Source organism: Telluria sp. ZT3P39 (assembly GCF_059685935.1).
The window spans coordinates 1-14,435 of sequence record NZ_JCASIH010000027.1 but is presented as its reverse complement, the minus strand read 5'-3'; the positions used below and the strand labels follow the sequence as shown (position 1 = coordinate 14,435).

At 64.0% G+C, this 14,435-nt stretch carries 16 protein-coding genes; 11 read left to right on the top strand and 5 right to left on the bottom strand.

What is annotated here, in order from left to right; genetic code table 11:
- Positions 1-27 precede the first annotated feature (27 nt).
- The 11 genes from motB (at position 28) to AC56LR_RS18780 (ending at position 9,880) form a co-directional block, all read left to right on the top strand.
- Positions 28-972, top strand: a complete 945-nt coding sequence (gene motB, locus AC56LR_RS18830; RefSeq protein WP_497132582.1) for a flagellar motor protein MotB — start codon at positions 28-30, stop codon at positions 970-972.
- Between the two features lie 18 nt (positions 973-990).
- The gene (locus AC56LR_RS18825; protein WP_497132580.1) at positions 991-1,539 is read left to right on the top strand and encodes a chemotaxis protein; all 549 of its coding nucleotides are present in this window, start codon (positions 991-993) and stop codon (positions 1,537-1,539) included.
- Between the two features lie 61 nt (positions 1,540-1,600).
- Positions 1,601-1,966: a response regulator gene (locus tag AC56LR_RS18820; protein WP_036248827.1), complete on the top strand. Its 366-nt coding sequence runs from the start codon at positions 1,601-1,603 to the stop codon at positions 1,964-1,966.
- A gap of 36 nt (positions 1,967-2,002) precedes the next feature.
- Positions 2,003-4,156: a chemotaxis protein CheA gene (gene cheA / locus AC56LR_RS18815; protein ID WP_497132578.1), complete on the top strand. Its 2,154-nt coding sequence runs from the start codon at positions 2,003-2,005 to the stop codon at positions 4,154-4,156.
- 25 nt (positions 4,157-4,181) lie between these two features.
- Positions 4,182-4,685 (top strand): chemotaxis protein CheW, encoded by a 504-nt coding sequence (locus AC56LR_RS18810; protein ID WP_497132576.1) that lies wholly within the window; start codon positions 4,182-4,184, stop codon positions 4,683-4,685.
- Positions 4,686-4,873: 188 nt separating this feature from the next.
- Positions 4,874-5,746: a CheR family methyltransferase gene (locus AC56LR_RS18805; protein ID WP_497132575.1), complete on the top strand. Its 873-nt coding sequence runs from the start codon at positions 4,874-4,876 to the stop codon at positions 5,744-5,746.
- Between the two features lie 7 nt (positions 5,747-5,753).
- A complete protein-coding gene (gene cheD, locus AC56LR_RS18800; protein ID WP_497132573.1) occupies positions 5,754-6,347 on the top strand; it encodes a chemoreceptor glutamine deamidase CheD in 594 nt (197 codons plus the stop codon).
- Between the two features lie 11 nt (positions 6,348-6,358).
- A complete protein-coding gene (locus tag AC56LR_RS18795) occupies positions 6,359-7,423 on the top strand; it encodes a protein-glutamate methylesterase/protein-glutamine glutaminase (protein ID WP_497132571.1) in 1,065 nt (354 codons plus the stop codon).
- Between the two features lie 155 nt (positions 7,424-7,578).
- A complete protein-coding gene (cheY, locus tag AC56LR_RS18790; protein WP_171081109.1) occupies positions 7,579-7,974 on the top strand; it encodes a chemotaxis response regulator CheY in 396 nt (131 codons plus the stop codon).
- Position 7,975: 1 nt separating this feature from the next.
- Entirely contained in the window at positions 7,976-8,614 is a 639-nt protein-coding gene (cheZ, locus tag AC56LR_RS18785; RefSeq protein ID WP_497132569.1) for a protein phosphatase CheZ, read from the top strand.
- A gap of 57 nt (positions 8,615-8,671) precedes the next feature.
- On the top strand, positions 8,672-9,880 hold the full coding sequence (locus AC56LR_RS18780) for an EAL and HDOD domain-containing protein (RefSeq protein ID WP_497132567.1): 1,209 nt from the start codon (positions 8,672-8,674) through the stop codon (positions 9,878-9,880).
- A gap of 66 nt (positions 9,881-9,946) precedes the next feature.
- Here AC56LR_RS18780 and AC56LR_RS18775 read toward each other — a convergent pair whose 3' ends face one another.
- From AC56LR_RS18775 to AC56LR_RS18755, 5 genes are all read right to left on the bottom strand, one after another.
- Complete coding sequence (locus AC56LR_RS18775) at positions 9,947-10,720, bottom strand: flagellar brake protein (RefSeq protein ID WP_497132565.1); 774 nt, start codon at positions 10,718-10,720, stop codon at positions 9,947-9,949.
- Positions 10,721-10,835: 115 nt separating this feature from the next.
- The gene (panC, locus tag AC56LR_RS18770; RefSeq protein ID WP_497132563.1) at positions 10,836-11,675 is read right to left on the bottom strand and encodes a pantoate--beta-alanine ligase; all 840 of its coding nucleotides are present in this window, start codon (positions 11,673-11,675) and stop codon (positions 10,836-10,838) included.
- A 41-nt stretch (positions 11,676-11,716) separates the two neighbouring features.
- Entirely contained in the window at positions 11,717-12,568 is an 852-nt protein-coding gene (locus AC56LR_RS18765) for a segregation and condensation protein A (protein ID WP_497132561.1), read from the bottom strand.
- 15 nt (positions 12,569-12,583) lie between these two features.
- Positions 12,584-12,793 (bottom strand): DUF3460 family protein, encoded by a 210-nt coding sequence (locus AC56LR_RS18760; RefSeq protein WP_497132559.1) that lies wholly within the window; start codon positions 12,791-12,793, stop codon positions 12,584-12,586.
- 64 nt (positions 12,794-12,857) lie between these two features.
- Positions 12,858-14,174, bottom strand: a complete 1,317-nt coding sequence (locus tag AC56LR_RS18755; protein WP_497132557.1) for an enoyl ACP reductase FabMG family protein — start codon at positions 14,172-14,174, stop codon at positions 12,858-12,860.
- Positions 14,175-14,435: the final 261 nt, after the last annotated feature.

Here is a 14,435-nt window from a genome sequence, read left to right as displayed (position 1 = left end):
CCGTCGAACCGCGCACCGGGAGCATCCATGGCCGATGAAGGCATGCGCCCCATCGTCGTCAAGCGCATCAAGAAGGTCGCCGCCGGTCACCACGGCGGCGCCTGGAAGATTGCCTACGCCGACTTCGTGACCGCGATGATGGCCTTCTTCCTGCTCATGTGGCTGCTCGGCTCCACGGCCAAGGGCGACCTGGACGGCATTTCGGAATACTTCAAGACCCCGCTGAAGGTCGCGATGGCGGGCGGCTCCGGTTCGGGCGATTCCTCGTCCGTCATCAAGGGCGGCGGCACCGACCTCACGCGCCGCAACGGCCAGGTGAAGAAGGGCGACATCGACCCGAGCGCGAAGACCTACAACCTGGAAGCGGCCAAGGCCCAGGTGGCCAAGGCCGAAGCCGAGCGCCTCGAATCGCTCAAGGCCAAGATCGAGTCGGTCATCGAAGTCAACCCGCTGCTCAAGAAGTACAAGAACCAGATGCTGCTCGATATCACCAGCGAAGGCCTGCGCATCCAGATCGTGGACGAGCAGAACCGCCCGATGTTCGCGCTGGCCCGGGCCGAGGTGCAGCCCTATACCCGCGAAATCCTGAACGTGATCGGCATGGTGCTTAACGAAGTGCCGAACAAGATCGGCCTGTCGGGCCACACCGATTCGACGCCCTATGTGAGCGACGCCGGCTACAGCAACTGGGAATTGTCGGCCGACCGCGCCAACGCCTCGCGCCGCGAACTGGTGCGCGGCGGGCTGTCGGACGACAAGGTGCTGCGTGTGGTGGGCCTGGCCGCGGCCGCCCACCTCGACCGCGCCGACCCGTTCAACCCGATCAACCGCCGGATCAGCATCATCGTGATGAACAAACGCACCGAGGAGGCCGTCCAGCGCGACAACGCCAGCATCGAGGTGCCCGCGCAGCAACCCGCGGCGGCGGCGCAAGCAGCCCTCGCCGCCGCCGGCGCGCCGGTGAAGAACTAGCCGGCCAGGAGAATGAGCATGACAAGAAAAAAGATACTCGGTTCGCACGTGAAGCGCCTGCTTTCGGGCGTGGCCGTGCACGGCCGCCGCCACCTGACCGAAGTCGAAACCGACCTGCTGCAGACCGAACTGCTGCTGGAAGAAGCCATCGACAAGCTCACCAGCAGCTTCATGGCGATCCACTCGGCCGTCGGCACCCGCCAGGAAGCGATCAACCGCCTGCTGGCGGGCGGCACGCCGAGCGCCGAAGACAGCGCCCACCTGGCCGACATGTCGGGCGAGATCGGCCAGCACGTGAACACGGCGATCACCAGCATGCAGTTCCAGGACATGACCAGCCAGCTGATCGACCGTACGCTGCGCCGCGTGGCCGGCCTGCGCGAATTCCTCGGCACGCTGAGCGAACATGGCGCGGACATCGCGCCGGAAACGGACAGCGACGAAATCGTCGAGCGCCTCGGCAAGGTCAGCATGGCGCTGGCGATCCAGTCGCTCGAACTGCGAAGCATGCTGCGCAAGTCGGTTGAACAGCAACATCTCGAAAGCGGGGACATCGAGCTTTTCTGAAGCCCGATGGCCACCATACCTATAACCGGATATCCGGACTTAAAACAGCAGGAGCAAAAATATGGCAAAAACGATTCTCGCGGTCGACGATTCCAGTTCGCTGCGCCAGATGGTGGCGTTCAGTCTCAAGGCCGCCGGCTATAACGTGGTGGAAGCCGTGGACGGCCAGGATGGCCTGGACAAGGCCAAGCTGCAGAGCGTGGACCTGGTGTTGACCGACCAGAACATGCCGCGCATGGACGGCCTGGCCCTGATCAAGACCCTGCGCACGCTGCCGGCCTACGCCAAGACCCCGATCCTGATGCTGACCACCGAGTCGTCCGACGAGATGAAGGCCAAGGGCCGCGCCGCCGGCGCCAATGGCTGGCTGGTCAAGCCTTTCGATCCGCAGCGCCTCATCGAAGTCGTAAAAAAAGTCATTGGCTAAGGCGATGACGCAGCGGGCCACACAAGGGATTGCATCATGACGATCGACATCAGCCAGTTTTACCAGGTCTTTTTCGACGAGGCAGAAGAGCTGCTCGCCGAAATGGAGCGGCTGCTGCTGGGCGTCGACGTGGCACAGCCCGACCCGGAAGACCTGAACGCGATCTTCCGTACCGCCCACTCGGTCAAGGGCGGGGCGTCGACCTTCGGCCTGACCGACATGAGCGAAGTCACGCACGTGCTCGAGTCGCTGCTGGACCGCATCCGCAAGGGCGAGATGGCGCTGACCTCGAACCACGTGGACGCCTTCCTGGCGGCCAAGGACAGCCTCAAGATGCAGCTCGACGGCCACCGCCACGGCGCCAACGTCGACCAGGAAGCCGTCGCCAACGTGCGCATGGTGCTGCACGATCTGGCCGAGGGCCTGGTGCCGCAGGCGCCGGTGGTCGCGCCGTCCTACCTGACTGCCGAAGCGAGGTCGCATCACCCGACGGAAGGGGCGCACCGCTACAAGATCGAGCTGCCGCCGGTCGAGCAGCGCGACATTACCGCCCTGGTCGATGAACTGGGCCTGATGGGCCGCGCCAAAGTCACGCCGCAGGGCGGCGGGCGCAGCGCGATCGTCATCACCACCCACGAAAGCCTGGACGACGTCATCGCCATCTGCTCGTTCGTGCTCAATCCCGAAGACCTGAAGATCTTCGAGGCGCCGGCCCTGACGCCGGAACAGCGCGCACTGGAGGCGGCCGAGCGCAAGCGCATCGAGAACGACCAGGGCTACGGCTTCTTCGACTTCGACGACGAAACCGCGAACAAGGTCGAGGACGACCTGTCCGACGACGAGCGCGGCTACGGCTTCTTCCAGCCGATCGAGCAGATCCGCGCGCAGGCCGGCATCACCATTGAATCGCCGCAGCAGGTCGTGGCGGGGCAGCGCCCGGAGCCGATCGAAGTGTCCGAGCTGGCGGCCGAGAAAAAAGCGGCAAGAAAAGACCCGGGCGCCGAATCCTCGTCGATCCGCGTCTCGGTCGAGAAGGTCGACCAGCTGATCAACCTGATCGGCGAGCTGGTGATCACCAATGCGATGCTCGAGCAGCGCAGCAGCAACCTCGATCCGATGGGGCACGAACGCCTGCTCAATTCCATCAGCCAGCTCGGACGCAATACGCGCGAGCTGCAGGAAGCGGTCATGTCGATCCGCATGATGCCGATGGACTTCGTGTTCTCGCGCTTCCCGCGCATGGTGCGCGACCTGGCCTCGAAACTGGGCAAGAAGGTCGACTTCATCACCAACGGCGCGGCGACGGAACTGGACAAGGGCCTGATCGAGCGCATCGTCGACCCGCTGACCCACCTGGTGCGCAACAGCATCGACCACGGCATCGAGATGCCGGCCACCCGTGCCGCGGCCGGCAAGTCGGAAGCAGGGCGCCTGTTCCTGTCGGCCGGCCACCAGGGCGGCAACATCGTCATCGAAGTGGCGGACGACGGCGGGGGGCTGAACCGCGAGCGCATCCTGGCCAAGGCGGCTGAAAACGGCCTGCCGGTGTCGGAGAACATGAGCGATTCCGAGGTCTGGCAGCTGATCTTCGCGCCGGGCTTCTCGACCGCCGAGCAGGTGACCGACGTGTCGGGCCGCGGCGTCGGCATGGATGTCGTCAAGCGCAACATCATGGCCATGGGCGGCACGGTCGACATCCGTTCGGCGCGCGGTTTCGGCACCACGATTTCGATCTCGCTGCCGCTCACGCTCGCCATCCTGGACGGCATGTCGATCCGCAGCGGCGACGAGATCTACATTCTGCCGCTGTCGTTTGTCGTCGAGTCGCTGCAGCCGGCACCTGGCGACATCCGCGAGATCGCGGGCCGCGGCAGCGTGCTGAAGGTGCGCGGCGAATACCTGCCGCTGATTCCGCTGTACCAGATGTTCGAGATCGCCCCGCGCATCACCGACCCGTCCCAGGGCATCGTCGTCATCCTGGAGACCGAGGGCAAGAAGGCGGCGCTGTTCGTGGACGAACTGGTGGGCCAGCAGCAGGTCGTGGTCAAGAACCTGGAAGCGAACTACCGCAAGGTGGCGGGCATTTCCGGCGCCACCATCCTGGGCGACGGCGGGGTCGCCCTGATCCTGGACGTGGCCGCGCTGGTGCGCTCGTCGCGCCAGCTGGTCGATGGCGCCGCCATCCTATAATCATTTACACCAAGAGGACCTTTACATGTCTACTGTACAAAACACCAAGCCGGCCGACGGCGCCGCGCACGACGGCGCAGGCAGCGAATTCCTGGCCTTTACCCTCGGCTCCGAGGAATACGGCATCGACATCCTGAAGGTGCAGGAAATCCGCGGCTACGAAGCCGTGACCCGCATCGCCAATGCACCGGAATTCATCAAGGGCGTGATCAACCTGCGTGGCATCATCATCCCGGTGGTCGACATGCGCATCAAGTTCAACCTCGGCACCCCGGTCTACGACCAGTTCACCGTCGTGATCATCCTGAACATCGCCGGCCGTATCATGGGCATGGTGGTCGACAGCGTGTCGGACGTCACCACCTTGACCCCGGACCAGATCAAGCCGGCCCCGGAAATGGGCAGCGCCTTCAATTCCGACTACATGATCGGGCTGGGCACGGTGGACGAGCGCATGCTGATCCTGGTCGACATCGACAAGCTGATGTCCTCCAGCGAGATGGGTTTGATGGACAAGTTGGCTGCGTAAGAAGTTGTAGGGTGGTCGGCTGTGCCGACCGCGCGTTCAGCAAGAGGGTGAAGCGCCGCACGGGCAGCATTGCCGTGATTTGAACGCGCGGGCGGCGAAGCCGCCCACCCTACGAAAAACGGTTTTTGGCACGCAACAAAGTAAGCGAGCCCGCTCACCCGGGCGCACAGCAACGAAGAGGCAAACACGTGCCGCAGCAAAAAACCGATACGGTCAAGGAATTCGATTTCACGAAAAGTGACTTCGAGCGGGTTCGCGCGCTGATCTACCAGCGCGCCGGCATTTCGCTGGCCGACAGCAAGCAGGAAATGGTCTACAGCCGCCTGGCGCGGCGCCTGCGCGCAACAAGCATCCAGTCGTTCGCGCGCTATCTCGACGACCTGGAAGCCGGGCGCATGGCGGCCGAGTGGGAGTCGTTCACCAATGCGCTCACCACCAACCTGACCTCGTTCTTCCGCGAGTCGCACCACTTCCCGCTGCTGGCGGAGCACCTGCTGGCGCTCAGGCACAAGGCGGGAAGCGGCGCGCCGATCAAGATATGGTGCTCGGCCGCCTCCACCGGCGAAGAGCCGTATTCGATCGCGATGACGGCCTGCGAAGCCTTCAACACGCTCACCCCGCCCGTGCAGATCATCGCAACCGACATCGACACCAACGTGCTGGCCACGGCCGCCGCCGGGGTCTATCCGATGGAGCGCATGGAAAAGCTGGCGCAGGAGCGCCTCAAGCGCTTCTTCATGCGCGGCAAGGGCGCCAACGAAGGCATGGCGCGCGTGCGTCCGGAGCTGCGCCAGCTGGTCACCTTCCGTCCGCTGAATCTGCTGGCCGACGGATGGCCGCTGGAAGGGCAGTTCGACGCGATCTTTTGCCGCAACGTGATGATCTACTTCGACAAGGACACCCAGCGCAAGATCCTCGCGCGCTTCGTGCCCCTGATGAAGCCGGACGCGCTGCTGTTCGCGGGCCACTCCGAGAACTTCCTGTACGTGTCGGACGCGCTGCGCCTGCGCGGCAAGACCGTGTACGAGCTTGACGGAGCCGGGCGCGCCAAAGGCCAGTGAGCAGAACATGAACAACCAGTTTGCCACCAACGTCTATTACGACCGCACTTTTGATTGCGACGCGGCCAAGATCCTGCCGGGCGAGTACTACTACACCGGCAAGAACATGCTGATCGTGACCGTGCTCGGTTCCTGCGTGTCGGCCTGCATCCGCGACCGCGTCACCGGCCTGGGCGGCATGAACCACTTCATGCTGCCCGACGGCGGAGACGTGAACAACCCGGTGTCGGCCTCGATGCGCTACGGCAGCTTCGCGATGGAGATCCTGATCAACGACCTGCTCAAGGCGGGCGCGCGGCGCGAGCACCTCGAAGCCAAGGTGTTCGGCGGCGGCGCGGTGCTGCGCGGCTTCACGGCGATGAACGTGGGCGAGCGCAATGCGGCCTTCGTGATGAATTTCCTCAAGACCGAGCGCATCCCGGTACTGGCCGAAGACCTGAACGACATCTACCCGCGCAAGGTGTACTTCTTCCCCAAGACCGGCAAGGTGCTGGTGAAGAAGCTGATGCAAACCCAAAACGATACGCTGGCCAAGCGCGAACTCGACTACGCCAAGCGGCTCAAGGTCGAGCCGGTGGGCGGCGACATCGATTTGTTCTGAAAGAACGCTTCATGACCATCAAAGTACTGATCGTCGACGACTCCGCGCTGATCCGCAGCGTGATGAGCGAGATCGTCAATTCCCAGCCCGATATGGAAGTGGTGGCCACCGCCCCCGATCCGCTGGTGGCGCGCGACCTGATCAAGCGCCATAACCCCGACGTGCTGACTCTGGATGTCGAGATGCCGAAGATGGACGGCCTGGACTTCCTGGAAAAGCTGATGCGGCTGCGCCCGATGCCGGTGCTGATGGTGTCCTCGCTGACCGAGCGCGGCTCGGAAATCACGATGCGCGCGCTGGAACTGGGCGCCGTGGACTTCGTGACCAAGCCGAAGATCTCGATCCAGACCGGGATGCGCGAATACACCGAACTGATCGCCGACAAGATCCGCGCCGCCTCGCGCGCGCGCGTCAAGGCGCGCACACTGCAGCAGGCCGCGCCGTCAAACCAGCTGGCGGCGCTGCGCAGCCCGCTCATTTCGTCGGAAAAGCTGATCATCATCGGGGCCTCCACCGGCGGCACCGAGGCGATCCGCGAATTCCTGATGCAGATGCCTTCGGACTGCCCGGGCATCCTGATCGCCCAGCACATGCCGGAAGGCTTCACCAGCTCGTTCGCCAGGCGCCTCGATTCGCTGTGCAAGATCAGCGTCTGCGAGTCCCAGGGCAACGAGCGCGTGCTGCCCGGCCACGCGTATATCGCACCTGGCCATTCGCACCTGCTGCTGGCCAGGTCCGGCGCCAACTACATGACGAAACTCGACCAGGGCCCGCCGGTGAACCGGCACCGCCCGTCGGTGGACGTGCTGTTTCGCAGCGCCGCCGAGGCGGCCGGCAAGAATGCCGTTGGTGTTATCCTGACCGGCATGGGCAAGGACGGCGCCGCCGGCATGCTGGACATGCGCAACGCGGGAGCGCACAATTTCGCCCAGGATGAGGCAAGCTGCGTGGTCTTCGGCATGCCGCGCGAGGCGATCGCCCTCGGCGGCGCCCACGAAGTGGGGCCATTGCAGCAATTGCCGCGCATGGTGCTCGAACATCTGGCCTCGCAAGGCAGCCGGGCGTTGCGCGTTTGATGCGAATGCAGGGGTATTGCTGCCATTTTATCGCCGTACGGCAACAAAAATGCTATTCTTGAGGCTGCTTGTCGCTGTTCGATCGACGCTGCATGACCGGGCGAGGCACGGCGCCCACCATTTAAACCAAAGTAGAAGATTCAACGGAGTAATTCATGGCTGATCCAAAGATGCGTTTTCTGGTTGTTGACGATTTCTCGACGATGCGCCGCATCGTCCGGAATCTGTTGAAGGAACTGGGTTATGCCAATGTCGACGAGGCCGAAGACGGTGTGATGGGCCTGGCCAAGCTGCGCAGCGAGCAGTTCGACTTCGTGGTTTCGGACTGGAACATGCCGAACATGGACGGCCTGACCATGCTGCAGAACATTCGTGCCGATCCCGCACTGGCCAAGCTGCCGGTGCTGATGGTCACCGCCGAAGCCAAGAAGGAAAACATCATCGCGGCGGCCCAGGCCGGCGCCAGCGGCTACGTGGTCAAGCCGTTCACGGCTGCCACGCTGGACGAGAAGCTGAACAAGATCTTCGAAAAAATGGACAAGGCCGGCTGACATGATTGAGCAGACTGCCGACAGTGTGCAGACCTCCAACGAAGAGGTCCTGAGCCGTATCGGGCACATGACGCGCGCGCTCCACGAGAGCCTGCGCGGGCTGGGCCTGGACAAGCTGATCGAGAAGGCGGCGAGCGAGATCCCCGACGCCCGCGACCGGCTCGACTACGTGGCGCGCCTGTCGGAACAGGCCGCCAAGAAGGTGCTGGACGCCACCGACGCGGCCGGCCCGGTGCAGGACGCGATCGAAACGCGCTCCAGCGAACTGTCGGCGTCGTGGCAGGCGCTGCTGGACAATGGCGCTTCCGACGCCGAGTGGCGCGCGCAGGCGCAGCGCACGATCGCGGGCCTGGACGAATCGCGTGCCGGGGCAGTGGCCACCCGCGGGCAGCTGATGGACATCATGATGGCCCAGGATTTCCAGGACCTGACCGGCCAGGTGATCGGCCGCATCACGGGCATCGCGCAGAACCTCGAGCAGCAGCTGGTGCAGGTGCTGGTCGACTTCGCGCCGGACGAAATCAAGCGCGAGCTCGACAACGGCCTGCTCAACGGTCCGCAGATCAACCCGGAAGGCAAGCAGGAAGTCGTGGCCGACCAGGGGCAGGTCGACGACCTGCTCGACAGTCTCGGTTTCTGACGCGCGTCGGGCCGCGGTTTCTTTCCGGCCTCGTTACAGGTTTCACTACGCGCCTACATGCACCAAACAAACTTCATCGTCCGTGAACCGCTGCTCGATCCCAAGCAGCGTGTCATCGGCTACGAGCTGTCGTGGCAGCACAACGACGGCAAGATCCCGACCGACCAGGAACTCGAAGACCTGGTCGGCTTCGTCGCCGCGCACGTCGTGCATCCCGAACAGGGCTGGCTGCTGCGCGACAAGATCCTGTTCCTGGACGCCGTCCCGGAAATGCTCTCGCTCGACGCGCTGCACGCGCTGCCGCCCGAGCGCACCGTCCTGACCCTGCACATCCGCAAGCTGACCGACCCGAACGTGCGTTCGGCGGTCGCGGCCGTGCGCGTGGGCGGCGTGGGCGTGTCGATCCGCGGGGCCGACATCAATCTGCTGGGCCGCAACCTGTCGCCCTATGCTTCGTATGTCGAGGTGCAGTTCACCGGCCTCGACGTTGCGGCGCAGGCGCGCACCTATGCGGCCGCCAAGCACGCGGCGATGCGCATGGTGGGCCGTCCGGTGACGACCTGGCTTGACTTCGACGCCTGCGCGGCGCTGGGACTGGACGCTTTCGTGGGCAAGCTGCACCTGACGCCTCGCCCGGGCAATGCGGTCAAGGGCATGAACGCGACCCAGAGCACCATCCTGCAGCTGATGCAGATGGTGCAGAACAACGAAGACGTGCCCAAGCTCGAGAACGTGCTCAAGCGCGATCCGGCACTGACCTACAAGCTGCTGCAATTCATTAACTCGGCCGGCTTCGGCGCCGCCCGCGAGGTGCAGTCGCTGCGCCAGGCGATCGCGCTGATGGGCTACGCACCGCTGTACCGCTGGCTGGTGCTGCTGCTGGCCACGGCCAGCCAGAGCGGCTATTCGCCGGTGCTGATGGAAACGGCCGTGATCCGCGGCCGCCTGGCCGAGCTGCTGGGCCACAATGCGCTGGCGCGCGGGGAAGGGGAGAATCTGTTCGTCGCCGGCATGTTCTCGCTGCTCGACCGCCTGCTCGGCCTGCCGATGAAAGAGGTGCTGGAGACGGTGCCGCTGCCGGAAGAAGTGGTCAAGGCGCTGCTCAGCCGCGAAGGCATCTACGGGCCCTACCTGGCGCTGGCCGAGGCTTGCGAGCTCAATTCGAACCTGGTGGCCTCGCTGGCCGCGTCGCTCGACATCAGCCCGGAAGAAGTAAACAAGGCGCACTTGTCGGCGCTGGCGTGGGCGCAGAGCGTGGCGGGGTAAAATTCAAGATCAACCTGCTCATCCCGGCGAAGGCCGGGATCCAAGTTCGTCGCGTAAGGCAAGCGCCTACCGCGCCACCGCCCGCCGCTCCACCGCCCCGCTGGTCACGAACCGCTCCAGCGTCTGCTTCATCTGCATCGAAATCGCCGAGAAGCTGCAGCCGATCTGCACCTGCTCGCCCAGCAGGAAGGTGCGGAAAGGGCGCATCAGGCGTACTTCCAGGTCGGCGGTCAGGGTCAGGTTCGGGCCCAGCTCCAGGTGCACGCCTTCCAGCTTTTTCCCCACATGCAGCCCGAACACCTGTTCAGGCGTGGCGCGCAGTCCGACGCCGGTTTCCGAAAAATCATAGAGCGGCAGGCTGACCTGCTTGCCGTTGCAGCGGAACACGGCCGTGTAGTTCACGCCGACCGGCGTTTCGACGCGGCGGGCGGCGCGGCGGTTCAGCACCATGCACGATTGCGGGAATTCCGCCGGCACCTGCAGCGGCTGGCCGGGCAGGGCTTTCCAGTTCTGCTCGAGCTCGAACTGCAGCTTGGCATTGCCTCCCAGGGAAGCGACCAGGGTCGCCTTGCCGCTCGGGGGCAGTTCGCTGCCGGTGAAGTCGATCACGAAATGCGGCAGTTCCGGATCCACCGAGGCGATGCGCGCCAGCAAGGGCTCGATCCAGCCCGCCGGGAACACCGTGACCGCTTCGCCCGAGAGCGACAGGGTGGTCAGCGCTTCGCCGATATCGAAGGGGTCGCGCATCTCATGCGGTTCGGCCTTGCCGCCGATGCGGTTGAGGGCATCGGTCGGCTTGGGCGGGCCCTTGCGGATCTGGGGAGTTACGATTGCATTCACGGCACATTCCTTGGTTGTTGCGCAGTTGCCTGGGTCACTAGCGCGCTGCGCGGTCAAGTATAAAGCCTTCCATCCCGATATTGCAATTTCGCAAGCATCAATATTTTTTTGTTACTTAAATTTCCAGGTTGTCGATCAGGCGGGTGGCGCCCAGCTTGGCCGCGGCCAGCACGACCAGCGGTGCGCTGGCGGCCAGGTCGGCGGCCGACGGGGCGCGCAAATCCATTTGCTTGCGGATCGACACGTAGTCCGGGTTCCAGCCGCGCGCCGCCAGCGCATCCATCGCGGCGCGCTCGACGGCGACCGGGTCTTGATCGCCGGCGCGCATCGCGGCGGCGACTGCGTTCAGTTGCTGGTACAGGGCCGGCGCCTCCAGGCGCTCGGTCGGCGACAGGTAGCCGTTGCGCGAGGACAGCGCCAGGCCATCCTCGGCGCGGAAGGTCTCGGCGCCGATGATCTCGGTGGGCATGGCGAACTGGCGCGCCATGTTCCGGATGATCATGAGCTGCTGGTAATCCTTCTTGCCGAAGACGGCCACGCGCGGCTGCACGCAGGAGAACAGCTTGGTCACGACCGTGCACACGCCGTCGAAGAAGCCGGGGCGGAACTCGCCTTCCAGCGTGTTGCCGAGGCCGTCAGGCGGGCGTACGCGGTATTCCTGGGGCTCCGGGTACATGTCCTTCTCGGTCGGCGCAAACAGCACGTAGACGCCTTCCTTCTCGAGTTTCGCCACGTCGTCCTGGAAGGTGCGCGGGTATTTGTCGAAATCCTCGTTCGGGCCGAACTGCAGGCGGTTGACGAAGATCGAGGCGACCACCGGGTCGCCATGCCTGCGCGCCAGGCGCATCAGGGACAGATGGCCTTCGTGCAGGTTGCCCATCGTCGGCACGAAGGCGGTGCGCAGCTGGCCGCGCAACTGGTCGCGCAATTCGTCGATGGAGGAGATGATTTTCATGAGCTATCGGTGCAAAAAATGAGCAAATAAAGTAGCCGGCCTCAAGCCGGAGAATAGGCCAGCCTGACATAGATCGGCGCGAATGGTTCGGCCTGCGTGATCTCGATCAAGGTTTCTTTCGCAAGTTCGAGCATGGCGACAAAGTGTACAACCACGATCGGCACCGTGTGCTGGCCGGCAAAGAGTTCGGAGAATTCGACGAAGCGCTGCGACTGCAGGGTGCGCAGGATGGCCGACATGTGTTCGCGCACCGACAATTCCTGGCGGCTGATCCGGTGGTGCTGGGTCAGCTTGGCGCGGCGCACGACGTCGAGCCAGGCGCGCTGCAGGTCCCACGGATCGACTTCGGGGAGATTCGGCGCCAGGCCTTGCTCCACGAACAGCTGCGGACGCACGAAGTCGCGGCCTTCCTGGGGCACGCTGCCCAGGTTGACCGCCGCCACCTTGATCTGCTCGTATTCCAGCAGGCGCCGCACCAGTTCCGCACGGGGGTCGCCCACGTCCTCGACCAGCTCGTCATGGCGCTTGGGCAGCAGCATGCGCGACTTGATCTCGATCAGCATGGCCGCCATGAGCAGGTATTCGGCGGCCAGTTCCAGGTTGTGCTCGCGGATCTGCTCGACATATTTCAGGTATTGCAGGGTGACCTGCGCCATCGGGATGTCGAGGATGTTGAAGTTCTGCTTGCGGATCAGGTAGAGCAGCAGGTCGAGCGGACCTTCGAAGGCGTCGAGGAAGACTTCCAGCGCATCCGGCGGGATGTACAGGTCGGTCGGCAGGCGCGTGAGGGGCTCGCCATACAGGCGGGCGATGGCCGCGTCGGCAGGTGGCGGGATCGCCCCTTCCTGCTGGGGATCGGCCGGCAACGCGTGCTCGGCCTGCTCGGGCAGCATGGGGCGCTTTCCGCCTTAAACCTTGTTCTGGTACGGGTAGGCGTTCTGGCGCAGGCGCGACTGGCGTGCGCGTTCCTGCTCGTCCAGCGACTGCGGAGCCTTGTCCCACAGCAGCGAACGGCCTTCCTGTTGGCGCTCTTCCATACCCGGCGTTTGCGCTTTCAGTTCCTTGATGAACCTGGTGTGCTCGGATTCGTAGAGATTGTGTTTTTTCGAGAAGATCATATTACCTAAATAGAAGAAGGGGAGGCCGGGCAGATTCTTGTGCCACAGCCTGCGTGCGTCAAGTTTACTTGTGCAGTTCGTTCAGCTGGCGCGCAATGATGTCGTGGCTGAGCCACACGACCGGTGCGATCTTTTCCGAGGCGCCGTAGAACATCAAGGGGCCGGCGCCTTCCAGCACCAGCGAGGACAGGTGGTCCGTGATCAGGGCTTTCTTGTCCTTGTGCAGGGCGGTGATCGCTTCCGAGGTGCCGATCATGACCTCGGCCAGTGCCGGCGTGTTGTCCATCGGCCAGGCTTCGAAGTTGCGGAACTCGGCGCTGGTGGCGTCGTTGTTATAGCGCTCGATGGCCTCCAGCAGCGACTCGAGCGAGATGCCTTCGCCCAGCAGTTCCTGGCAGATCTGCCATTGCTGGTCGGCCCAGGCGCCGCCACCTTCCCTCTTCAAGGCAAGCAGCAGAGGGAACAGCGACAGCTCGACGCCGACGAAAATGTCCGAGGAATTGGTGCGGATTTCCGGGCAGTTGAACACGGTCGCATGGACGCCCTGGTTCCAGGCGGCCTGGGCCACCGATTCCAGGCGCATCTTGGCATAGCCCTGGGTGTAGTTGGTGTAGGTCTGCCACTGGTACTTGCCGTCGATCAGGATCTCGGTGCCGTGGTAGCCATAGGCGGTGTAGCGCACTTCGCCGCCGGCCTTCGTCACGCGCTCGCGGATGGTGCTGGACGCGTCGATCAGGTATTTCAGGGTGTTGGCGGTGACTTCGTCGAAGTTCATCAGGATCAGCTTGCCCAGGTCGCTTTCCAGCAGGGCGCGCGAGGACATGAAGCGCTCGCCGCGGCCTTTGTAGATGCGGTTGGCGATGGCCAGGAAGGCCTTGATCTTCGGGATGCCGCCGGCCATGGTGTGGGCGAAGAAGACGTTCGCGCCTTCCGGGATCAGCTTGTCGATCTCGCCCATGACGGTGGCGGCCGAGCTGGTGAAGCGGCGCACGCCGGCTACGCGGCAGGCTTCGATCTTTTCCCAGTCAAGCTTGTCTTCCTGCCAGCTCTTCAGGGTGATCTTCGAGAGCATCTCGGTCGGGTTCTGCTCGCCTTCCGGGGCGTCCATGTCGAAGCCGGCCATCATCGGCACGTTGATGATTTTTCCGCCGAGCTTTTCTTCCGCTTCCGCCAGCTCTGCCGCGTCCAGCGCGCGCAGGGCGCCGGTCTCGTCGCGGCGGCCCACGGTGATGCCGACGATGGTCATGCCGGCGGCGCGCGCCTCGTCGATCAGGCCGTTCACGTAGCCGCGGCCGAACAGTTCGCCGAACAGGACGAACACGTCGCCCTTGCGGAACACGTTGGTATGCGGGATGTGGCGGAGAGGGGTCAGTTCAGTCATGTTCTTGTCTACCTGTCTTGTATGGTCTGAAGGAGGGCGCGGGCGCATGTTTCAGAAAAACACGCCATTATAACGCTGGGAGGGGCGTGGGAATCGATCCGGGGAGGTGAGGGTGGTGGCGAAGAAACCTGGATCCCGGCATGCGCCCACTGCTGTCCGGAATAATGTTCTTGACGTCCTCCATTAGATCAGTCTGAGCTGACGGGAAGCCACTTCGGCTTCCCGTCGTCGCTTTTTCTTGTAGTACGACTCTGTCAGCAG